The following is a 19,503-nucleotide window of genomic DNA, read 5'->3' as shown; positions in this document are numbered from 1 at the left end:
GAACGGGCCGGGCCGCGGCGACGAGGGCGCCGGCACCGGGCCCGAGGGCCGCGGCGGCCGGGGCGCGGGCCGGGCGGGCGCGAACGGCAAGAAGAAGCGCCGGTTCATCGACTACCCGCGCCAGGGCAAGAAGGGCGTGCGGCGCTGGCTGCCGTCCATCAAGCAGATCCTCGCGATGTTCCTCTTCTTCGTGGGCTCGCTGATCGGCCTGGCCGGCCTGGCGTATTCGCTGGTCGAGGTGCCGGACGTGAACGCCGCGACGCAGATCCAGTCGAACATCTACTACTACTCGGACGGCGTCACCGAGATCGGGCAGTCCGGCAAGTACAACCGGCAGAACGTGACGCTCGACCAGGTGCCCAAGCCGGTGCAGCGCGCCGTGCTCGCGGCCGAGAACCGCACCTTCTACACCGACTCCGGCGTCTCCCCGAAGGGTCTGACGCGCGCCGCGGTCGCGATGGCCAAGGGCGGTCCCACGCAGGGCGGCTCCACCATCACGCAGCAGTACGTGAAGAACGCGTTCCTGACCCAGGAGCAGTCCTTCGAACGCAAGTTCAAGGAAATGTTCATCGCCATAAAGGTCGACCGGCAGATGAGCAAGGACGAGATCCTGGCCGGCTACCTCAACACGTCCTTCTACGGCCGCAACTCGTACGGCATCCAGGCCGCCGCGCAGGCGTACTACAACAAGAACGTCAACGACCTGTCGGTCGGCGAGGGCGCCTACATCGCCACGCTGCTCAACGCGCCGAGCATCAACGACGTGTGGGTCAACGGCGAGGTGAGCGAGACCCGGCTGGCCCGGGTGCAGGGCCGCTGGAAGTGGATCCTCAACGGCATGGTCGAGATGAAGTGGATCACCCAGCAGGAGGCCGACGCCCAGCAGTTCCCGATGCCGATCAAGCCGCAGCCGGCGGCGGGCAAGGCGGGCCAGGCCGGCTACCTGATGCAGGTCGCCAACAACTACCTCGCGAAGCACAAGATCATCAGCGAGGAGGAGCTGGCCCTCGGCGGCTACAAGATCATCACGACCTTCGACAAGGACCAGCAGGCCATGGCCGTCCAGGCGGTCAAGGAGCAGCTGTACGACCAGCTCAAGCCGGACAAGCGCGAGGCGGACCGCAACGTCCGGGTCGGCGTCGCGTCGGTGGTCCCCGGCGACGGGGCGGTGGTCGCGCTGTACGGCGGACCGGACTTCCTCAAGCAGGAGTACAACGACGCGACCCGCGGCGACATCCAGGTCGGCTCGACCTTCAAGCCGTTCGTGGTGGCCGCCGCGCTGCGCGAGGGGCGGTCGGACGGGAAGCCGTTCACCGTCGAGGACATCTACAACGGCAACTCGGGCCTGCCGGTCATGCTGTCGAACGGCAAGAAGGCCATCGACGAGCAGACCAAGAAGACGTACATCGTGCCCAACGAGGGCAAGACGGACTACGGCCAGATCAGCGTCCGGTACGCCATGGAGAAGTCCGCGAACACGGTCTTCACGCAGCTCGCCGCGGACGTCGGCTTCGAGAAGGTGCGGCAGGCCGCGGTCGACGCCGGACTGCCGGACAAGACGCGCGAACTGGCCCCGGGCCCCTCGATGGCGCTCGGCGTGAGCCAGCCCACCGCGCTCGACATGGCCTCGGCATACGCGACGTTCGCGGCGCGCGGCAAGCACGTCGACCCGTACGTGATCAAGGAGATCCGCAAGAACGACAAGAAGGTGGACTTCCCCAAGCCGGAGGCCAAGCAGGCCTTCGACCCGGAGGTCGCGGACACCATCAACGATGTTCTGAGGGGCGTCATCGAGAACCCCAGCGGCACGGCCTACAAGGAGGCCAAGCAACTCGGCCGCCCGGCCGCGGGCAAGACCGGCACGACGGACGGCAACAAGTCGGCGTGGTTCGTCGGCTACACGCCGACCCTGGCCACCTCGGTCGCGCTGTTCGGCCAGGACGACAAGCAGGCCCGCTACTCGCTCGAAGGCCTGCTCGGCTTCGACGCGGTCCACGGTGGCGGTCCGCCCACCAAGATCTGGACCGCGTACATGAAGGCGGCCACCGCCAAGATGCCGGCCGAGGAGTTCACCAAGCCGGAGAACCCCGCGCCCAAGCAGACCCCGACGCCGACCGCGCCGGCCACGACGGCACCGCCCACCACGGCACCGCCGACCGACACGCCGACGCTGACCCCGCCGACCATCGACCTGCCGACGCTGCTGCCCACCGGCCGGCCCACCGGCGGCAACGGCGGCGGCTCGGGCGGCAACGGCGGCGGTAGCGGCGGTGGCGGCACGACGTCGCCGACCGGCAACCCGTCCGGCTCCGCATCACCGGGGACCAGCACGCCACCCGGAGGGAGCAGCGGCGGCGGCAGACCCGGCGGAGGCACCACCGGGGGCCAGGCCCAGCAGGGTCTCCTGGAACCCTGAGCCGGGCCGGGGAGCGCCCCGGACCCGTACGATCGCTGTGCCCCGCCGCTCGCGGTGGGGCACAGCCGTTTCCCGCGGCGACCCGGACGCACCGGTCCTGTCCGCGTGCAGTCCGCGAGCCGTTGCCCGCAAGCACCCGCGCCCCTGCGAGAGGATTGGCGGCATGATGCCGAACCCGTCGTCCGAGCCCGTCCTGCCGTCGCTCGACGACCCGGTCGTCCGCACCGGCAGCGAGGTGGCCGGCGGGCCGGCCGGAAAGCGCATCAGGTTCGCGCCGAACAGCAGTTGGTGGAACGCCACGCGGGTGCTGATCCTGCTGGCCTGCCTGACCTTCGCGCTCGGCCTGGTGCAGAAGAAGCCGTGCTACGACGGCGCCTGGTTCGGCGAGAGCTCGCAGTACACGCGGGGCTGCTACAGCGACATGCCGCACCTGTACCAGGGCCGCGGATTCGCGGACGGTGCGGTTCCGTACTTCGACGGCACCGGCGACCCCGGCATGCCGTACCTGGAGTACCCGGTCATCACCGGCGGGGTCATGTACTTCGCCGGCGTGCTGGCCCGCGAGTTCGGCACCGACCTGAACGACGAGAAGCTGTGGTTCGTCATGATCAACGCGTTGATCATGATGGCCTGCGCGGTGGTCGTGGTGGTCGCGGTGGCCCGGACTTCAGGGCGAAGGCCCTGGGACGCCGCGATGGTCGCGGCCGCCCCGGTGCTGGCCCTCAACGGCATCATCAACTGGGACCTGGTCGCGGTCGCCATCACCGCGGTGGCGATGATGGCCTGGGCCAGGCGCAACGTCGTGCTCGCCGGTGTGCTGATCGGATTGGCCACCGCGGCCAAGCTCTATCCGGTCCTCTTGCTCGGCCCGTTGTTCCTGCTGTGCCTGCGTTCCGGAAGGTTGGCCGACTTCGCGAAGGCGGCCGGCGCCGCGGCCGCGGCATGGTTCGCGGTGAACCTGCCGGTGATGATCGGCGCGTGGACCGGCTGGAAGCTCTTCTACACGTTCAGCCAGGACCGCGGCGCGGACTTCGGCTCGATGTGGCTGATCTTCCAGCAGCGTTCCGGGGCGATGGACATCGAGACGCTCAACTCGTGGGTGTCCGGGCTCCTGCTGGTGATGGCCGCGGGCATCGCGGCGCTGGCCCTGTGCGCGCGGCGCAGGCCGCGGTTCGCGCAGCTGGCCTTCCTGATCGTGGCGGCGTTCCTGTTCACCAACAAGGTCTACTCGCCGCAGTACGTGCTCTGGCTTCTGCCGCTGGTGGTGCTGGCCCGGCCGCGCTGGCGCGACGTGCTGATCTGGCAGGCCTGCGAGGTCGTCTACTTCTTCGGTGTGTGGATGTACATCGAGTCGTACGCGACGGAAGGCTCCAAGGGCCTGTCGCAGAACGCCTACCACGTGGTGATCCTCATCCACCTGCTCGGCATCCTGTACATCACGGCGCTCGTGGTCCGCGACATCCTGATGCCCGAGCACGACCCGGTCCGCCGGGACGGCAGCGACGACCCGTCCGGCGGTGTGTTCGACAACGCGCCCGACGTGTTCACCCTGATCCCCGGTCAGCGTGCGGAACTTCGCTACGAGCGCGACTACTATCCCGACAACCCGTACGTTTCGGACGCGGACGGGGAGAGCGCCGCAAGCGCCGCAGGGACGATCCACAAGTAGCGGGCACCACCGGTCACCACGCACCACCGCGCCCGCACGGACACGAGAGCGGGCCGCGTGACCAGCACGGACGCCGAGCAGACCACCGCATCCCCGAGCCGCTTACCCGCCCCGGAGACCGGGCCCGAGTCCGCATGGCGGGCCCGTCTCCGAAAACTGTCCGGGCGGCTCCGGTGGCGGCCGGATGCGGACGACCGGGCCGCGCTGCTGGTCTGGCTGGCCACCCGCCCGGCGATGTACCTCCTGGTCGGCTCGGCCGGCTGGATCTTCGCCGCGGAGCGCGCGGCGCAGCCGACCGGCTTCCTGGACACCTGGGACCGCTGGGACTTCCGGCATTTCCGCACCATCGCCGAGTACGGGTACGACGGGAACCCGAAGACCGGCCCGCCGGTCCCGCTGGAGGCGTTCTTCCCGGGATTCCCGTACCTGCTCAAGGCCGTGCACCTTGTGGTGCCGAACTGGGTGGTCGCGGGCCTGCTCATCTCGCTCGTGTGCAGTGCCGTGGCCGTGGTGCTGCTCTCCCGGATCGCCGGGCTGGACAACCAGTCCGGGGTCGGCGAGCGCGCGGTCCTGCTTCTGCTCTTGTCGCCGCCTGCGGTCTTCCTCGCCGCGGGCTACACCGAGGCGCTGTTCCTGATGCTCGCGCTCGGCGCGTGGCTGTGCGCCCGGCGCGGGGTGTGGCACTGGGCCGGGCTGCTGTGCGCGGCGGCGTGCGCGGTGCGGGTCAACGGCGTGTTCCTGCTCTGCGCGCTGGCGGTCGAGTTCCTGACCGCCAAGGACGGCCGGCGGCGGTGGCGCGATGCGCCCTGGCTGCTGCTCGGCGCGGTGCCCGGGCTGGTCTACATGAACTTCCTGTACCGGCGTACCGGCGACTGGAGTGCCTGGAACAGCGCGCAGGCCACCGGCTGGGACCGGCACTTGGTGGGTCCCGTCAAGGCGTTCACGAACACTTGGCACCGGGCCTTCGAGACCGGGCCGGGGACATTGCTCAACTTCACTTGGATGTACCGCTGGGAGATGGTCGCGGTCGCGGTCGGAGTGGTGCTGACCGGGTGGCTGCTGCGCCGGCGGCGCTGGGCGGAGGCGACCTACGTGGGACTCACGGTGGTCTCGCTGGGGATCTCCACCACGTACTTTTCTGTGCCGCGCGCCACACTGCTGTGGTGGCCGCTGTGGATCGTCCTGGCCCAGGCGACCCTGCGGAACAAGGCTGTTTTTGCCGGGTATTTGGGGCTTATTGCCCCATTCTCGGTGGTGTTCGCGCTGCTCTTCGGGGCCGGCAGATGGGCGGGGTGACGCAGCGGCCGTCACCCGTTCGCCTTAGTCTGACTGGTCTCTGCGACGCCCCTTCTTGCATCCAACGGAGACCACTCCATGTCGAACCCCTTCGGCCCCGGCCCTTCCGGCCCCGGCGACCAGAACCCGTACGGGCAGCAGCAGCCCTACGGCGGCCAGCCGCAGCAGCCTTACGGCCAGCCGCAGCAGCAGCCGTACCCGGGCCAGCCGCAGCAGCCGTACGGCCAGCAGCCGTACCCCGGCGGCCCGATGCCGGGTGGTCCGATGCCGGGTGCGTACGGCCAGCCGCCGCGCCGCCGCAAGAAGTGGCCGTTCATCGTGGGCGGCATCATCGCCGCGATCGTGGTGCTGGGTGTCGTCGGCTACTTCCTGGGCAAGGACGACGCTACGAACGCCGGCGTCGGCGACTGCCTGACCGCGGCCAAGGACGCCGACGACATGAAGAAGATCGGCTGCGATTCGGAATCTGCCAAGTGGCGGGTCATCGAGAAGTTCGAGGACACCACCGACGGCAAGAAGTGCCTGACCGACGAGATCAAGGCGAAGGGCTTCGTGACGGACTTCCAGTGGTCCGGTGCCAACGAGGGCGTGCTGTGCCTGACGATCACCAAGAACACCACGCTTGAGGACGTCAAGCCCATCGGTATCACGTCGCAGCAGGTACTTGACGAAGCCCGCGACACGCTCGCCGACATGGGCGTTCAAGGCGTCAAGTAGGCTTCGGCCCCCCGCCGTTCGCAGCACCGTTCGCTTCGTCGGCCACCGGAGCGAGCAGGAACAACCGGATCGGCCGGCCGGCACGGCCCGCGTACTCGTCGTACGCGGGCCACAGTGCTGTCATGGCCGCCCACAGCCGGTCGCGCTCCGGTCCCTGGTCCTCGACCAGCCGGGCCCGGACCGCCGTCTCCCGGCCGTCGATCGAGATCGTCGCGGCCGGTTCGGCCAGCAGGTTGCCGCTCCACGCAGGGTGGTGGCGCTGCCCGAAGTTCGTGCCGGCCACCACATAGCCGCCGTCCACCGCCGCGTAGATGAGCGGCGACACGCGCGGCTCGCCGCTGCGCCGGCCGGTCGTGGTGAGCAGCATCGGGTTGAAGCTGCGGCCCATGAGCGAGCGGCGGCCGCGGGTGCGGACCTGGAGCTTGCGGTCGGCGGCCACGATGCGCGGGCCGAGCGCCGCGACCCAGCGGAGCCGGCCCAGCCGCTTGAACGTGCGTACGTACCAGCCCATCACGTCCGCCTCCCCGTAGGCCCCGTCACACCGCAGGACTGCCCGGCATCGGACTCAGCGTAGGACGACGCGGTCGAAATGCGTGGTGGTGTGGCGGAGTTCGGCATCCAATTCCTCGCCGGGCCGCGGCGGGACGACGTCGTTCGCCAGGAACAGCAGGCTCACCTGCATGTGCGGCGGCTCGGCGAACCAGCGCTGCTTGCCCGCCCAGGTGAACGGCGAGAGCGTGCGGTTCACGGTCGCCAGCCCGGCCCGCGCGACGCCCTTGGCGCGCGGCATCACGCCGCGCACCGTCTTGGGCGCCTCCAGGCCGACCCCGTGCGCGGTGCCGCCGCTGACCACCAGCAGGTGGCCGTCGGCCGGCGCCTTGCGCTGCCGGTAGCCGTACCGCTCGCCGCGCGCGATCGGCACCACGTCCAGCACCGTGCCGCGCGCGACCAGCGCGTCGTGGTCGCCGAGCCACAGGTCGGTGCCGATGCGCGGCCGGAAGACCGTGTCCGGGTACTGCTCGCGCAGCCGGGCCACGCCCGCCGCCGGGACGTGGCTGATGAACATCGTGTGCACCGGCAGCCGGGCCGCGCGCAGCCGGTCCACCCAGGCGGCCACCTCGGCCACCGGGTCGGCGCCGTCCGGGTGGTCGAGCGGCAGGTGCAGCGAGAAGCCCTCCAGGCGCACGCCTTCGAGGGAGCCGCGCAGCGCCACCAGGTCCTCCTCGGTGACGCCGTCGCGCTTCATGCTGGTCATGCAGCTGATGACCACCCGGCTGCCGACCAGGTCGCGGACCGCCTGCACCGAGCCGACGGTGCGGATGACGCGGTCCGGCAGCGGCACCGCCTCCTCGCCCCGCAGGTACGGCGTGAGCACCAGCAGCCGGCCGTCGAAGTGGTCCTTCAGGTCCGCGGCTTCGTACGTGGTGCCGACCGCGACGGTGTCCACGCCCATGCGCGACGCCTCCTCGGCGAGGCGCATGTTGGCGAACCCGTACCCGTTGCCCTTCATGACCGGCACGATGCCCGGGTGCGTGTCCCGCACCTGGTCGATGTGCTTGCGCCAGCGTGCGGAATCGACGTACAGCGAAAGCGACATCGGTGGAGGACCTTCCCTTGCGTGTGGCGCTGCTGCGCTGCCGGCGGTTCGAGGTGCGGGGTGCGGGGCGGTTCGGCGGCGCGGGTCAGCGGCGCGACATGTACATGTCGAGCGCCTTGTGCAGCACCTTGTTCAGCGGGAAGTCCCACTCGCCGAGATACTCGACCGCCTGGCCGCCGGTGCCCAGCTTGAACTGGATCAGGCCGAACAGGTGGTCGTTCTCGTCGAGCGTGTCGCTGATGCCGCGCAGGTCGTACACGGACGCGCCGAGCGCGTAGGCATCCCGCAGCATGCGCCACTGGATGGCGTTCGACGGGCGCACCTCGCGCTTGTGGTTCGCGGACGCCCCGTAGGAGTACCAGACGTGGTCCCCGACCGTCACCATCGTGGTGGCGGCCAGCACTTCGCCCTCGTGCTTGGCCAGGTACAGCCGCATGCGCTCGGGGTCCTCGGCGTTGAGGACGTCCCACATGCGCTCGAAGTACGGCAGCGGGCGCGGCGTGAAGTGGTCGCGCACCGCGGTGACTTTGTAGACGTCGTGGAAGACCTTGAGGTCCTCGCGGCTGCCCTGGACCACCTCGACGCTGGCCTTCGCGGCCTTCTTGATGTTGCGGCGCCACAGCTGGTTGAAGCCGGAGTGCACGTCGTCGAGGGAGCGCCGCATCAGCGGCACCTGGAAGACGTAGCGCGGCTGCACGTCGCCGAAGCCGGCCCCCGCGGTCTGGTCCTGCAGCCAGCCCAGGCGGCGCAGCCGGCTGCCGACGTTCGCGGCGCGGTCGTCGGTGGCGTCCGGCGGCAGATCGCGCAGGCGCTTGGCGGACTTCGCCGCGATGGCCTTCTTGATGGTCTCCGACTCCCAGCGGTTGACCACCACCGGCGGGCCCATCTTCACGGAGAACGCGCCCTGGCTCTTCAGGTGCGCCAGCATCGGGTCGAGCCAGCGGCCCAAGTCCTCGTCGTGCCAGTCGATCACGGGGCCCTCGGGCATGTACGCGAGGTACCGCTTGATCTTGGGCAGCTGCCGGTAGAGCACCTCGGCGGCACCGACGACCGAACCGGTCTCGTCGATCCAGCCGATGGACTCGCTCCGCCATTCGCTCTTCACATCGCCCCACGAAGGGCATTGCAGGAAGCTCACGGAGGGCTTGCCCTTGATGAAGGCGAGGTGTTCATCCCGGGTGAGCGACCTCAGGCGCAGGGTCATCGACAGGCTCCTCGGATCGTTTCGGCCGAGTCAGAGGTTACTTTGTCCGGCCCCGCGGCGTACGGCCCGACGGCCGTCGACCGGCCGCCGACTTGCCCGGGGTGCGCCGGCCGGGCGCGCAGTCCGCTCCTTCCGGACAAACAGTCGGTAATCGGCCGTGCGCGGTTGGCAATGAGCGGTTAACAATCGCGACCCAGCCGGGAAACCGCGCGTCGCGACACTCGTGGGCGTCATCCGTTGGAAAAAGGAGCCCCGACGCGTGCGAATCATATCTTTTGGCAGACGCGCGGCCAGACTTGCCGCGGTTTCCTTGGCAGTCGCCCTGGCCACTACGGCGTGCGCATCAGACGAGAGCACTTCCAAGGGATCGGCGGGCGCCGATACCAGTGGCGACACCGTGAAGGTGGGCGTCCTGCATTCGCTCAGCGGCACGATGTCGATTTCCGAGGTCACCGTCAAGAACTCGGTGCTCATGGCGATCGACGAGATCAACGCCAAGGGCGGCGTCATGGGGAAGAAGGTGCAGCCGGTCGTCGAGGACGGGGCCTCCGACTGGCCCACCTTCGCCGAGAAGGCGCAGAAGCTGATCTCCGGTGACAAGGTCGCGGTGACCTTCGGCGGATGGACCTCGGCGAGCCGCAAGGCGATGCTGCCGGTCTTCGAGAAGAACAAGCAGCTGCTGTTCTACCCGGTGCAGTACGAGGGCCTGGAGACCTCGCCGTACATCTTCTACACCGGCGCCACCACCAACCAGCAGATCGTGCCCGGCCTCGACTACCTCAAGGCGCAGGGCAAGAAGAAGATCTTCCTGGTGGGCAGCGACTACGTCTTCCCGCGCACCGCCAACAAGATCATCAAGAAGTACGCGGCCGCCAACGGCATGGAGGTGGTCGGCGAGGAGTACACCCCGCTCGGCCACACCGAGTACAGCACGCTCATCAACAAGGTCACCCAGGCCAAGCCCGACGCGGTGTTCAACACCCTCAACGGCGACAGCAACGTGGCCTTCTTCAAGCAGCTGCGCAGCACCGGCATCAGCGCCGCCGACATGCCGGTCCTCTCGGTCAGCGTGGCCGAGGAGGAAGTCCGCGGCATCGGTCCGGACTACCTGGCCGGCCAGCCGGTGGCGTGGAACTACTACCAGACCACCGAGGGCGCCCGGAACACCGAGTTCGTCGCCGCGTACAAGGCCAAGTACGGCGCCGACAAGGTCACCTCGGACCCGATGGAGGCCGGCTACAACTCGGTCTACCTGTGGAAGGCCGCGGTCGAGAAGGCGCAGAGCTTCGACCCCGAGGCGGTCAAGAAGGCCTGCGACGGCGTCTCCATCGACGCGCCCGAAGGCAAGGTCACCATTGACGGCGCCACCCAGCACGTCTACAAGACCGCGCGTATCGGCGTGGTCCAGCCGGACGGCCTCATCAAGGAGGTCTGGAACTCCGGGGCGCCGATCAAGCCGGACCCGTACCTCAAGGATTACCCGTGGGCGAAGGACCTGTGATCCGGCCCTCCTGAAATTACCGCCGGTTCCTCGCCGGCCGGCTGCCGGAATTACCGCTCCACGGACTCCGCGCCCCGCTTGCCGGGGCGCGGAGTCCGCGGCCGAGTCCGAAAGGAGGGACTCCCGATGAATGCCTTCATGAACCAATTGCCGATCGGTCTTTCCATCGGTGCCGTGCTGCTCCTGATCGCCCTCGGACTGACTTTCACGTTCGGTCAGATGGGCGTCATCAACATGGCGCACGGCGAATTCATCATGGCGGGCGCGTACACCGCCTACATGCTGCAGGACTGGGCCGGACGGCAGGCGGTCCTCGTCGCGCTCCCGGTCGCCTTCGCGGTGGCGGGCCTCATGGGGCTCCTCCTCGAACGCACGCTGATCCGCCGCTTCTACGGCCGGCCGCTGGACACCCTGCTGCTGACCTGGGGCGTGAGCCTGGTCCTCCAGCAGGTCGCCCGCGACCTGTTCGGCGCTCCGAACGTGCAGGTCAAGGCGCCGACCTGGCTGGTGGGCGGCGGCGAATGGCTGGGCATCCGGATGCCGTACGCCCGCATGTTCATCTTCGTGCTGGCCATGCTCTCGGTGGCCGCGATCTGGTTCTACCTGAGCCGCACCAAGCAGGGCCGCCGCATGCAGGCGGTCATGCAGAACCGCGAACTGGCCTCGTGCAGCGGCATCGCGACCTCGCGGGTCGACCAGCGCACCTTCTTCATCGGCTCCGGCCTGGCCGGGGTCGCGGGCGTCGCGCTCACCCTGATCGGCCCGGTCGGCCCGGCGCTGGGCACCTACTACATCGTCGACGCCTTCCTCGTGGTCGTCGCCGGCGGCCTCGGCCGCCTGCAGGGCGCGGTCATCGCGGCCTTCGTCCTCGGACTCCTCAACAGCTACGTCGAGTTCTGGTCCGACGCTTCTCTCGCCAAGGTGGTGGTGTTCGCCGTGATCATCGGATTCCTCCAGCTGCGGCCGCAGGGCTTGTTCGTGCTCCGGTCCCGGAAGCTGACATGAAGACGCCCGGGCTGCTCGCGCAGCGCACCAAGGGCGGCAAGTGGCGCGGCGTGGTGGCGTTCGCCGCCGTCGCCCTGCTGGTCCTCGCCGTCGCCCCGGTGACCCTGTCCCCGTTCCGGCTCGAACTCCTCGCCAAGTACCTCTGCTTCGCCATCGCGGCGCTCGGCATCGGCCTGGCCTGGGGCAAGGGCGGCATGCTCACACTCGGCCAGGGCGTGTTCTTCGGCCTGGGCGGCTACGCCATGGCGATGCACCTCAAGCTCGCCGAGGCCGGCCCCGGCGAACTGCCCGACTTCATGGTGTGGAGCGGCGTCGAGGAACTCCCGCTGCTGTGGGAGCCCTTCCGGCAGCCCTGGTTCGCGCTCCTCATGGTCGTGCTGCTGCCCGGCACCATCGCGGCCCTGCTCGGCCTGCTGGTGTTCGGCCGCCGGGTGCGCGGCGCGTACTTCGCCATCCTCACCCAGGCGCTCGCCGCCGCGTTCGTCATCTGGCTGGTCGGCCAGCAGGGCCTGACCGGCGGTACGAACGGGCTCACCAACTTCAGCTCGTTCTTCGGCCTGGACCTGGCGAGCGCCCAGGACCAGCGCATCCTCTACTTCATCGTGGCGATCGTGCTCGGGCTGCTCTACCTGGGCTTCCGGCAGCTGGTGGCCAGCCGCTACGGGCGCCTGCTCATCGCGGTGCGGGACGGCGAGGACCGGGTGCGGTTCCTCGGCTACGACCCGGCCGTGGTCAAGACCGTCGCGTTCACCATGTCGGCGGTCTCGGCAGGCCTGGCAGGAGCGCTGTTCGTCCCGGTCGTCGGCATCATCTCGCCCGCGCTGCTGGGCGTCGTGCCGTCCCTCGAACTGGTCTTCGCGGTCGCGGTCGGCGGCCGCTACGCCCTGGCCGGCGCGGTGCTCGGCGCGGTGCTGCTCAACTACGCCAAGACCACGTTCTCGGAGAACTACGCGGACGGCTGGCTGTACCTGCAGGGCGCCCTGTTCATCGGCGTGATGGCGTACGCCCCCAAGGGCGTCATCGGACTCGCCGGGCAGATCCGCGACTTCGTGGCCCTGCGGACCCGCGGCCCGGCCCGCCGGATCCCCGCACAGCAACCGCCGCCGGTGCCCCCGGGGCCGTCCGCCGATGCGCCCGCGGAGCCGGTGGAGCCCGTGGGACCCGTGGAGAAGGAGGCGGTGGCATGACCGCGGCCGAACCGCTGCTGAAGATCAGCGGGCTGTCCGTCGTCTTCGACGGCTTCCGGGCCATCGACGGCATCGACCTCAGCGTCGCGGAAGGCGAACTGCGCTTCCTGATCGGCCCGAACGGGGCCGGCAAGACCACGCTGATCGACGTCGTCACCGGCCTGACCAAGCCCGCCTCGGGCAGCGTCTCCTTCGCGGGCCGCGAACTGGTCGGCAAGCGCGAGCACCAGGTGGTCCGGCTCGGCGTCGGCCGCACCTTCCAGACCGCGGTGGTCTTCGAGGAGCTCACCGTCGAGGAGAACGTCGACCTTGCCGCCAGTTTCCGGATGAGCCTGCCCGCGCTGTTCCGGCGCCGGCAGGGCCGCTCCGATGCGGTGGCCGCGGTGCTCGAACGGGCCGGCCTCATGGCCCTGGCCGAGCAGCCGGCCGGCATCCTGTCGCACGGCCAGCGCCAGTGGCTGGAGATCGCGATGCTGCTGGCCCAGGAGCCGCGGCTGCTGCTGCTCGACGAACCGGTGGCCGGCATGTCCCGCGAGGAGCGCGAGCGCACCGGAGAACTCCTGGTCGAGATCGCCCGGGACCGGACCGTGGTGGTCGTCGAGCACGACATGGAGTTCGTCCGCACCTACGCCTCCGCGGTGACCGTGCTGCACGAAGGCCGCGTGCTGACCGAGGGCGACATGGCATCCGTCCAGGCCGACCCCCAGGTCCAGGAGGTCTACCTGGGCCGCTCGCGCGACACCCGCGCCGCGGAGCCGGCCGCACCGGCCGAGGAGAAGGAGAAGGAAGGGGTGGCGTGATGCTCGAAGTGACCGGACTCGAAGTCGCGTACGGCCGCGCCCAGGTGCTCTTCGGCGTCGACCTGGCCGTCCCGGCCGGCGCGCTGGCCTGCGTCATGGGCCGCAACGGCGTCGGCAAGACCACCCTGCTCAACGCCGTGATGGGGGTTCTGCCGACGCGCGCCGGCACGGTCCGCTTCGAGGGCCGCGACATCACCAAGATGCCCACCCACGAACGCGTCCGGCTCGGCATGGGCTACGTACCGCAGGGCCACGAGACGTTCGGCCAGCTGACCGTGGCGGAGAACCTGCGGGTCACCTGGGAGGCGAGCGGGTCGAAGGACCGCTCCGTCATCGACGAGGCGCTCGACGTCTTCCCGCGGCTGCGGCCGCTGCTCAAGCGCCGCGCCGGATTCCTGTCCGGCGGCCAGCAGCAGCAACTCGCCATCGCCCGGGCGCTGGTGACCCGGCCCCGGATGCTGATCCTGGACGAGCCGACCGAGGGCATCCAGCCGTCGATCGTCACCGAGATCGAGGACGTGATCGAGCACCTGCACAAGGAGCGCGGCCTCGCGGTGCTCCTGGTCGAGCAGTACCTCGACTTCGCGATGCGCCTCGCGGACCGCTTCACGGTGCTGGACGCGGGCGTCGTCGTGCACGAGGGCGCGGGCGCCGAACTCGCCGACGAAGGCGTCCAGCGGCTGCTCGCGGTCTAGCGGCCGGGGCGGATGCGACGAGGGGCGTACGGACCGTAGTGGTCCGTACGCCCCTCGTCACATCCGGTGCTTGTGCGGCGGTCGTGCCGGCCGTGGCGGCGGTGTCAGTAGAGGCCGCCGTTGGCCATGTTGATGAAGAGGCCGACCGCCGAGGCGCCCAGCGAGATGATCAGCACGAACCGCTCCAAGGTGGTCGCCGAGATCATCTGGCCGCCGAGGCCGACGAACACACCGGCCAGGCCGCTCCACGCGCCCAGGATGTGCATGGACGGGAAGAACGCGCACACGATCGCCACGACCGCGAACACCGCGGTGGCCGCCGCCAGGGCGTTCTCCTTGGTGTGCGGCTTGTCGTCGTGCACCCGGTTGATCGAGGCAAGGGCGGCCATGGGGCCGCGGCGCATCACTTGAGCCATCACGCACCTCCGGTGGGTGGCCAGGGGTACGGACGATTTGTCCGTCATTTCCCTACCACAGGGTGCACACGCTGCGTGGCGGATTTCAACAGATAGCGCGAGGCCGGGTACGCTGTACCGTCCGCTGCGCCATGGTCATGGTCCCGCTCCTCGGGGCCCGGCCGGTTGCGGCGGTTTACGCAAAGCCCTCCTGTCACGGAAGTTCCGTGGCCGTATCAGTCCATAGGAGGTGGGTGTTTTCATGCGTAACTACGAGCTCATGGTCATCCTCGACCCGGACCTCGAAGAGCGCGCGGTCTCCCCGCTGCTCGAGCAGTTCCTGAACGTCGTCCGCAACGGCGGCGGCAAGGTCGAGAAGGTCGACACGTGGGGCCGTCGCCGGCTCTCGTACGAGATCAAGAAGAAGTCCGAGGGCATCTACGCCGTCGTGGACCTGGCTGCGGAGCCCGCGGTCATCAAGGAACTCGACCGCCAGATGAACCTCAACGAGTCGGTCATGCGCACCAAGGTGCTGCGTCCCGACCAGCGGTAACCACTCGCAACGGATACCGACACACCGTCACAAGGCGCAAGGGGAAGGCAAGGCATGGCAGGCGACACCGTCATCACCGTGGTCGGGAATCTGACCGCCGACCCTGAGCTGCGTTTCACCCCCAGCGGCGCGGCCGTCGCGAACTTCACCGTGGCCTCCACGCCGCGGACGTTCGACCGGCAGACCAACGAGTGGAAGGACGGCGAAGCGCTGTTCCTCCGCTGCTCGGTCTGGCGCCAGGCTGCGGAGAACGTCGCCGAGTCCCTGGTCAAGGGGATGCAGGTCATCGTGCAGGGCCGGCTCAAGCAGCGGTCGTACGAGACCAAGGAAGGCGAGAAGCGGACGACGTACGAGCTCGAGGTCGACGAGATCGGCCCCTCGCTCAAGTTCGCGACCGCCAAGGTGACGAAGGCCGGCCGGGGTGGCGGCGGCGGTGGTGGTCAGTACAACCGGGGCGGCGGTTACGGCGGTCCGCAGGGCGGCGGCCAGGGCGGCCAGGGTGGCTACGGCGGTCCTCCGTCGGGCAACTCCGGTCCGGCCGACGACCCCTGGTCGTCCGGCGGCGGCGGTGGCAACACCGGCGGCGGCGGTGGCGGCTGGGGAGCGCCTCCCGGCGGTTACACGGACGAACCCCCGTTCTAGGACTCCCTCGTGGGCCGTACGGCCCCGGGCGTTCTACGAAGACTTCTTGATCTGGAGAAAGAGCAATGGCGAAGCCGCCTGCGCGCAAGCCTAAGAAGAAGGTTTGCGTGTTCTGCAAGGAGAAGATCTCCTACGTCGACTACAAGGACACGAACCTGCTGCGGAAGTTCATTTCCGACCGCGGCAAGATCCGTGCCCGTCGCGTGACCGGCAACTGCACGCAGCACCAGCGTGACGTCGCCACGGCTGTCAAGAACAGCCGTGAGATGGCGCTGCTGCCGTACACCAGCACTGCGCGCTGAGAGAGGGTGGACTTGATATGAAGCTCATCCTCACGCACGAGGTCACCGGCCTCGGCGAGCCCGGCGACATCATCGAGGTCAAGGACGGCTACGGCCGCAACTACCTCATCCCGCGCGGGTTCGCGATCCGCTGGACCAAGGGGGGCGAGAAGGAGGTCGCCTCCATCCGCCGTGCCCGCAAGGTCCGCGAGATCAAGAACCTGGACCAGGCGAACGAGGTCAAGGCGCAGCTCACCGGTCTCAAGGTGAAGCTCGCGACCCGTGCCGGCGAAAGCGGGCGCCTGTTCGGTTCCGTCACCGTCGCCGACGTCGCTTCGGCGATCAAGGCCGCCGGTGGTCCGGACCTGGACAAGCGCCGTGTCGAGCTCGGTGCGCCGATCAAGACCCTCGGCACGCACCGGGTCACGGTCCGCCTCCACCCGGAGGTCTCCGCCGCTCTCGACCTCGACGTCGTTTCGGCCTGACCTGACCGCAACCCCTGAAGCCCCGGAGCTCCTACAGGAGCTTCGGGGCTTCGGCCTTTTCCGGGGCTGTTTCCGGGGGTGTTCCCCAGGGCCGTGACCGCGGGCGCTCCACGCGGTTGATCCGGGTGCGCTCGAGGCTTGCATTGATACCCCCAGGGGGTATACCTTCGGCAGTGTCAGGGCGACGGCAGCAGTCGGCGCCCGGGCCACGGAAGCCGAATGCCTCGGGATACCGAGAGCGAACACCGCACGAGAGGACACCGCCATGAGCACCGCGACCTTCACCGTCACCGGCATGACCTGCGGACACTGCGTCTCGTCCGTCAAGGAAGAGGTCTCCGAGGTCCCCGGTGTGCAGGACGTGCAGGTCGAACTGGCCTCCGGACTGCTGACCGTGTCGGCCGAGGGCGACGTGGACGCCGCCGCGGTCAAGGCCGCGGTCGCCGAGGCGGGGTACCGGGTCACCGCGTGAGCGCGTGACCGGCGGGGTCGTACGACCCCCATGGGGTGCCCGGGAATCTGCCTCCCGGGTACCCCTACCCCGTAGGGATATAGAAGCCGGACATATCATCGGTTTGAGCAGCAACGAGGAGGATCAGTGAGTACCCCGCAGCAGGCAGCACCCGCGCAGCCCGCGCGTATCGACCTCGCCTTGGGCGGCATGACCTGCTCCTCGTGCGCCAACCGGATCGAGCGCAAGCTCAACAAGATGGACGGTGTCCAGGCCACCGTGAACTTCGCCCTGGAGACCGCGACGGTCAGCTACCCGGCCGGCGTCAGCCCCGACGACCTGGTCGCGGCCGTGGAGGCCGCGGGCTACACCGCCAAGCCGGTGGCCGACGAGCCGGACGCCGAGCGCGGCGCGGACGGCGAGGACGCGGGGGAGGACCCCGAGCTGCGCACGCTGCGCGAGCGGCTGATCTACAGCTCCGTCCTCACCGTCCCGGTCATCGCCCTGTCGATGGTCCCGGCCCTGCAGTTCCGGTTCTGGCAGTGGCTCGTGCTGGCGCTGGCCGCACCCGTGGTGGTGTGGGGCGGCTTCCCGTTCCACAAGGCCGCCGCCAAGAACCTGCGGCACGGCACCGCGACGATGGACACCCTGGTCTCGCTCGGCACACTGGCCGCCTTCTTCTGGTCGCTGTACGCGCTCTTCTGGGGCGGCATGGGCGAGCCCGGCATGACCATGAAGTTCGACTTCACGGCATCCGGCGGGCACGCCGAGATCTACCTCGAGGCCGCCTCCGCGGTCATCGCGTTCATCCTGGCCGGCCGCTACTTCGAGGCCCGGTCCAAGAGGAAGGCCGGTGCCGCCCTGCGGGCCCTGCTCGAACTGGGCGCGCGGGAAGTCTCGGTGCTGCGGGCGGACGGGCGCGAGGAGACCATCCCGGTCGACAAGCTCGTGGTCGGGGACCGCTTCGTGGTGCGCCCGGGCGAGAAGATCGCCACCGACGGCGTGGTCGTCGAAGGCTCCTCCGCGGTCGACGCGTCCATGCTCACCGGCGAGTCGGTGCCGGTCGAGGTGCGCCCCGGCGACACCGTCACCGGTGCCACCATCAACGCGGGCGGCCGACTGGTCGTGCGCGCCGCCAAGGTCGGCGCGGACACCCAGCTCGCCCAGATGGCCCGGCTGATCACCGACGCGCAGACCGGCAAGGCGGCCGTGCAGCGGCTCGCCGACCGGGTCTCCGGGGTCTTCGTGCCGATCGTCATCGCCCTGGCCGTGGCCACCCTCGGCTTCTGGCTGGGCAGCGGGGAAGGCGCCACCGCGGCGTTCACCGCGGCGGTCGCGGTCCTGGTCATCGCCTGCCCGTGCGCCCTCGGCCTGGCCACCCCGGTGGCCCTGCTCGTCGGCACCGGCCGCGGCGCGCAGCTCGGCGTCCTCATCAAGGGACCCGAGGTCCTGGAGAACACCCGCCGCGTCGACACCGTCCTGCTGGACAAGACCGGCACCGTCACCACCGGCCGGATGTCCCTGGTCGCGGCCGTCCCGGTGGCCGGCGGCGACGAAGCCGAACTCCTTCGCATCGCCGGTGCGGTGGAGCACGCCAGCGAGCACCCGATCGCCAAGGCCATCGCCGCCGCGGCGGCCGACAAGCACGGCACGCTGCCGGCCGTGGAGGGCTTCACCAACCGCGAGGGCCTCGGCGTCGAGGGCATCGTGGAAGGGCACGCGGTCGTCGCCGGCCGGCCCGCACTGCTGGCCGACTGGGGGCTGACACTGCCCGCAGAGCTGGTCGCCGCGCTGGACGAGGCGGAGACCGCCGGGCGCACCGCGGTCGCGGTCGCCTGGGACGGCGAGGTGCGCGGCGTGCTGGTCACGTCCGACACCGTCAAGCCCACCTCGGCGGCGGCCATCGCCGGACTGCGCAAGCTCGGCCTGACCCCGGTGCTGCTGACCGGCGACAACGAGCGGGCCGCCCGCTCGGTCGCGGCCCAGGTCGGCATCGACGAGGTCATCGCGGGCGTGCTGCCGGCCGGCAAGGTCGACGCGGTCCGGGCGCTGCAGGAGCAGGGCAAGGTCGTCGCGATGGTCGGCGACGGCGTCAACGACGCCGCCGCACTGGCCACCGCCGACCTCGGCCTGGCGATGGGCACCGGCACGGACGCGGCCATCGAGGCCGCCGACCTGACCCTGGTCCGCGGGGACCTGGGGGCGGCGGTGGACGCGATCCGGCTGTCCCGGGCCACGCTGCGGACCATCAAGGTCAACCTGTTCTGGGCCTTCGCCTACAACGTGGCGGCCATCCCGCTCGCGGTGGCGGGGCTGCTCAACCCGATGATCGCGGGGGCCGCGATGGCCTTCTCGTCGGTCTTCGTGGTCGGCAACTCGCTGCGGCTGCGGCGCTTCGCCTCGACGGCCCCGGAAGCGGGCGTCGCCGCGGTCGGCAGCGCGGCACCGAAGGAGCTCGCCACCGCCGGGCGGTGAGTCCGTCCACACCCTGTGCACAGACGTTCGACCGAACGAGCAGCAGGAACGAGCAGCACGCACGGCCGGTGGCCGCGGCCGGTCCGGATCCCCCCGGCACACCGCGCCGCCGCGCGGCCCCCGCCGGGGCCGAC

At 69.9% G+C, this 19,503-nt stretch carries 19 protein-coding genes; 15 read left to right on the top strand and 4 right to left on the bottom strand.

The features are described 5' to 3' along the window. The 4 genes from LZ495_RS33905 to LZ495_RS33890 form a co-directional block, all read left to right on the top strand. Positions 1-2,416: transglycosylase domain-containing protein (locus tag LZ495_RS33905; RefSeq protein ID WP_235056899.1), on the top strand; the 2,416-nt coding region annotated here is incomplete at its 5' end. 163 nt (positions 2,417-2,579) lie between these two features. Continuing rightward, positions 2,580-4,085, top strand: coding sequence for a glycosyltransferase family 87 protein (locus LZ495_RS33900; protein ID WP_372498684.1), 1,506 nt, complete (start codon positions 2,580-2,582; stop codon positions 4,083-4,085). Between the two features lie 57 nt (positions 4,086-4,142). Next, positions 4,143-5,381: a mannosyltransferase family protein gene (locus tag LZ495_RS33895; protein WP_235056898.1), complete on the top strand. Its 1,239-nt coding sequence runs from the start codon at positions 4,143-4,145 to the stop codon at positions 5,379-5,381. A 78-nt stretch (positions 5,382-5,459) separates the two neighbouring features. Beyond that, a complete protein-coding gene (locus tag LZ495_RS33890; RefSeq protein ID WP_235056897.1) occupies positions 5,460-6,098 on the top strand; it encodes an LppU/SCO3897 family protein in 639 nt (212 codons plus the stop codon). On the opposite strand, the gene LZ495_RS33885 is transcribed toward LZ495_RS33890, so the two are convergent. The 3 genes from LZ495_RS33885 to LZ495_RS33875 all read right to left on the bottom strand — a co-directional run bounded on the left by LZ495_RS33885 (position 6,091) and on the right by LZ495_RS33875 (position 8,899). After that, a complete protein-coding gene (locus tag LZ495_RS33885; protein ID WP_235056896.1) occupies positions 6,091-6,609 on the bottom strand; it encodes a nitroreductase family deazaflavin-dependent oxidoreductase in 519 nt (172 codons plus the stop codon). The two genes, LZ495_RS33890 and LZ495_RS33885, sit on opposite strands and share 8 nt — an antisense overlap. Positions 6,610-6,663: 54 nt before the next feature. Next, positions 6,664-7,695 carry an alanine racemase gene (locus LZ495_RS33880; protein WP_235056895.1) on the bottom strand — a complete coding sequence of 344 codons (1,032 nt, stop codon included), beginning with the start codon at positions 7,693-7,695 and terminating at the stop codon, positions 6,664-6,666. Positions 7,696-7,780: 85 nt separating this feature from the next. Further along, on the bottom strand, positions 7,781-8,899 hold the full coding sequence (locus LZ495_RS33875) for a lipid II:glycine glycyltransferase FemX (RefSeq protein ID WP_235056894.1): 1,119 nt from the start codon (positions 8,897-8,899) through the stop codon (positions 7,781-7,783). Positions 8,900-9,209: 310 nt separating this feature from the next. Here LZ495_RS33875 and urtA point away from each other — a divergent pair, with 310 nt between their 5' ends. The 5 genes from urtA to urtE all read left to right on the top strand — a co-directional run bounded on the left by urtA (position 9,210) and on the right by urtE (position 14,087). Further along, complete coding sequence (gene urtA / locus LZ495_RS33870) at positions 9,210-10,400, top strand: urea ABC transporter substrate-binding protein (RefSeq protein WP_372498683.1); 1,191 nt, start codon at positions 9,210-9,212, stop codon at positions 10,398-10,400. Positions 10,401-10,526: 126 nt separating this feature from the next. Continuing rightward, positions 10,527-11,405 carry an urea ABC transporter permease subunit UrtB gene (gene urtB / locus LZ495_RS33865; RefSeq protein WP_235056893.1) on the top strand — a complete coding sequence of 293 codons (879 nt, stop codon included), beginning with the start codon at positions 10,527-10,529 and terminating at the stop codon, positions 11,403-11,405. Continuing rightward, entirely contained in the window at positions 11,402-12,592 is a 1,191-nt protein-coding gene (gene urtC / locus LZ495_RS33860) for an urea ABC transporter permease subunit UrtC (RefSeq protein ID WP_235056892.1), read from the top strand. The genes urtB and urtC overlap by 4 nt, the downstream gene beginning before the upstream one ends. After that, positions 12,589-13,392 carry an urea ABC transporter ATP-binding protein UrtD gene (gene urtD / locus LZ495_RS33855; RefSeq protein ID WP_235056891.1) on the top strand — a complete coding sequence of 268 codons (804 nt, stop codon included), beginning with the start codon at positions 12,589-12,591 and terminating at the stop codon, positions 13,390-13,392. Before urtC ends, urtD begins: the two co-directional genes overlap by 4 nt. Beyond that, positions 13,392-14,087, top strand: coding sequence for an urea ABC transporter ATP-binding subunit UrtE (gene urtE, locus LZ495_RS33850; RefSeq protein ID WP_235056905.1), 696 nt, complete (start codon positions 13,392-13,394; stop codon positions 14,085-14,087). Before urtD ends, urtE begins: the two co-directional genes overlap by 1 nt. A gap of 104 nt (positions 14,088-14,191) precedes the next feature. Here urtE and LZ495_RS33845 read toward each other — a convergent pair whose 3' ends face one another. Beyond that, positions 14,192-14,503 (bottom strand): hypothetical protein, encoded by a 312-nt coding sequence (locus tag LZ495_RS33845; protein WP_235056890.1) that lies wholly within the window; start codon positions 14,501-14,503, stop codon positions 14,192-14,194. A gap of 241 nt (positions 14,504-14,744) precedes the next feature. Between LZ495_RS33845 and rpsF the strand changes: the two genes are divergently transcribed. From rpsF to LZ495_RS33815, 6 genes are all read left to right on the top strand, one after another. Next, positions 14,745-15,035, top strand: coding sequence for a 30S ribosomal protein S6 (gene rpsF / locus LZ495_RS33840; protein ID WP_235056889.1), 291 nt, complete (start codon positions 14,745-14,747; stop codon positions 15,033-15,035). A gap of 54 nt (positions 15,036-15,089) precedes the next feature. Then, entirely contained in the window at positions 15,090-15,677 is a 588-nt protein-coding gene (locus LZ495_RS33835; protein WP_235056888.1) for a single-stranded DNA-binding protein, read from the top strand. 65 nt (positions 15,678-15,742) lie between these two features. After that, positions 15,743-15,979, top strand: coding sequence for a 30S ribosomal protein S18 (rpsR, locus tag LZ495_RS33830; protein ID WP_003978893.1), 237 nt, complete (start codon positions 15,743-15,745; stop codon positions 15,977-15,979). 17 nt (positions 15,980-15,996) lie between these two features. Next, positions 15,997-16,443: a 50S ribosomal protein L9 gene (rplI, locus tag LZ495_RS33825; RefSeq protein ID WP_235056887.1), complete on the top strand. Its 447-nt coding sequence runs from the start codon at positions 15,997-15,999 to the stop codon at positions 16,441-16,443. Positions 16,444-16,708: 265 nt separating this feature from the next. Continuing rightward, positions 16,709-16,915 carry a heavy-metal-associated domain-containing protein gene (locus LZ495_RS33820; protein WP_235056886.1) on the top strand — a complete coding sequence of 69 codons (207 nt, stop codon included), beginning with the start codon at positions 16,709-16,711 and terminating at the stop codon, positions 16,913-16,915. 189 nt (positions 16,916-17,104) lie between these two features. After that, positions 17,105-19,369: a heavy metal translocating P-type ATPase gene (locus tag LZ495_RS33815; protein ID WP_235056904.1), complete on the top strand. Its 2,265-nt coding sequence runs from the start codon at positions 17,105-17,107 to the stop codon at positions 19,367-19,369. Positions 19,370-19,503 lie beyond the last annotated feature (134 nt).

Origin of the sequence: Yinghuangia soli (genome assembly GCF_021502675.1) — a bacterium.
GTDB classification, from domain to species: Bacteria; Actinomycetota; Actinomycetes; order Streptomycetales; family Streptomycetaceae; genus Yinghuangia; species Yinghuangia soli.
This window is presented reverse-complemented; position numbering and strand designations above follow the sequence as displayed.

Excerpts from the sequence above, each read along its gene's own strand:
- LZ495_RS33900 (WP_372498684.1), top strand. The coding sequence starts at position 2,580 with ATGATGCCGAACCCGTCGTCCGAGCCCGTCCTGCCGTCGCTCGACGAC.
- LZ495_RS33890 (WP_235056897.1), top strand. The coding sequence starts at position 5,460 with ATGTCGAACCCCTTCGGCCCCGGCCCTTCCGGCCCCGGCGACCAGAAC.
- LZ495_RS33885 (WP_235056896.1), bottom strand. The coding sequence starts at position 6,609 with ATGGGCTGGTACGTACGCACGTTCAAGCGGCTGGGCCGGCTCCGCTGG.
- LZ495_RS33880 (WP_235056895.1), bottom strand. The coding sequence starts at position 7,695 with ATGTCGCTTTCGCTGTACGTCGATTCCGCACGCTGGCGCAAGCACATC.
- LZ495_RS33875 (WP_235056894.1), bottom strand. The coding sequence starts at position 8,899 with ATGACCCTGCGCCTGAGGTCGCTCACCCGGGATGAACACCTCGCCTTC.
- urtB (WP_235056893.1), top strand. The coding sequence starts at position 10,527 with ATGAATGCCTTCATGAACCAATTGCCGATCGGTCTTTCCATCGGTGCC.
- urtC (WP_235056892.1), top strand. The coding sequence starts at position 11,402 with ATGAAGACGCCCGGGCTGCTCGCGCAGCGCACCAAGGGCGGCAAGTGG.
- urtD (WP_235056891.1), top strand. The coding sequence starts at position 12,589 with ATGACCGCGGCCGAACCGCTGCTGAAGATCAGCGGGCTGTCCGTCGTC.
- urtE (WP_235056905.1), top strand. The coding sequence starts at position 13,392 with ATGCTCGAAGTGACCGGACTCGAAGTCGCGTACGGCCGCGCCCAGGTG.
- LZ495_RS33845 (WP_235056890.1), bottom strand. The coding sequence starts at position 14,503 with ATGGCTCAAGTGATGCGCCGCGGCCCCATGGCCGCCCTTGCCTCGATC.
- rpsF (WP_235056889.1), top strand. The coding sequence starts at position 14,745 with ATGCGTAACTACGAGCTCATGGTCATCCTCGACCCGGACCTCGAAGAG.
- LZ495_RS33835 (WP_235056888.1), top strand. The coding sequence starts at position 15,090 with ATGGCAGGCGACACCGTCATCACCGTGGTCGGGAATCTGACCGCCGAC.
- rpsR (WP_003978893.1), top strand. The coding sequence starts at position 15,743 with ATGGCGAAGCCGCCTGCGCGCAAGCCTAAGAAGAAGGTTTGCGTGTTC.
- rplI (WP_235056887.1), top strand. The coding sequence starts at position 15,997 with ATGAAGCTCATCCTCACGCACGAGGTCACCGGCCTCGGCGAGCCCGGC.
- LZ495_RS33820 (WP_235056886.1), top strand. The coding sequence starts at position 16,709 with ATGAGCACCGCGACCTTCACCGTCACCGGCATGACCTGCGGACACTGC.
- LZ495_RS33815 (WP_235056904.1), top strand. The coding sequence starts at position 17,105 with ATGACCTGCTCCTCGTGCGCCAACCGGATCGAGCGCAAGCTCAACAAG.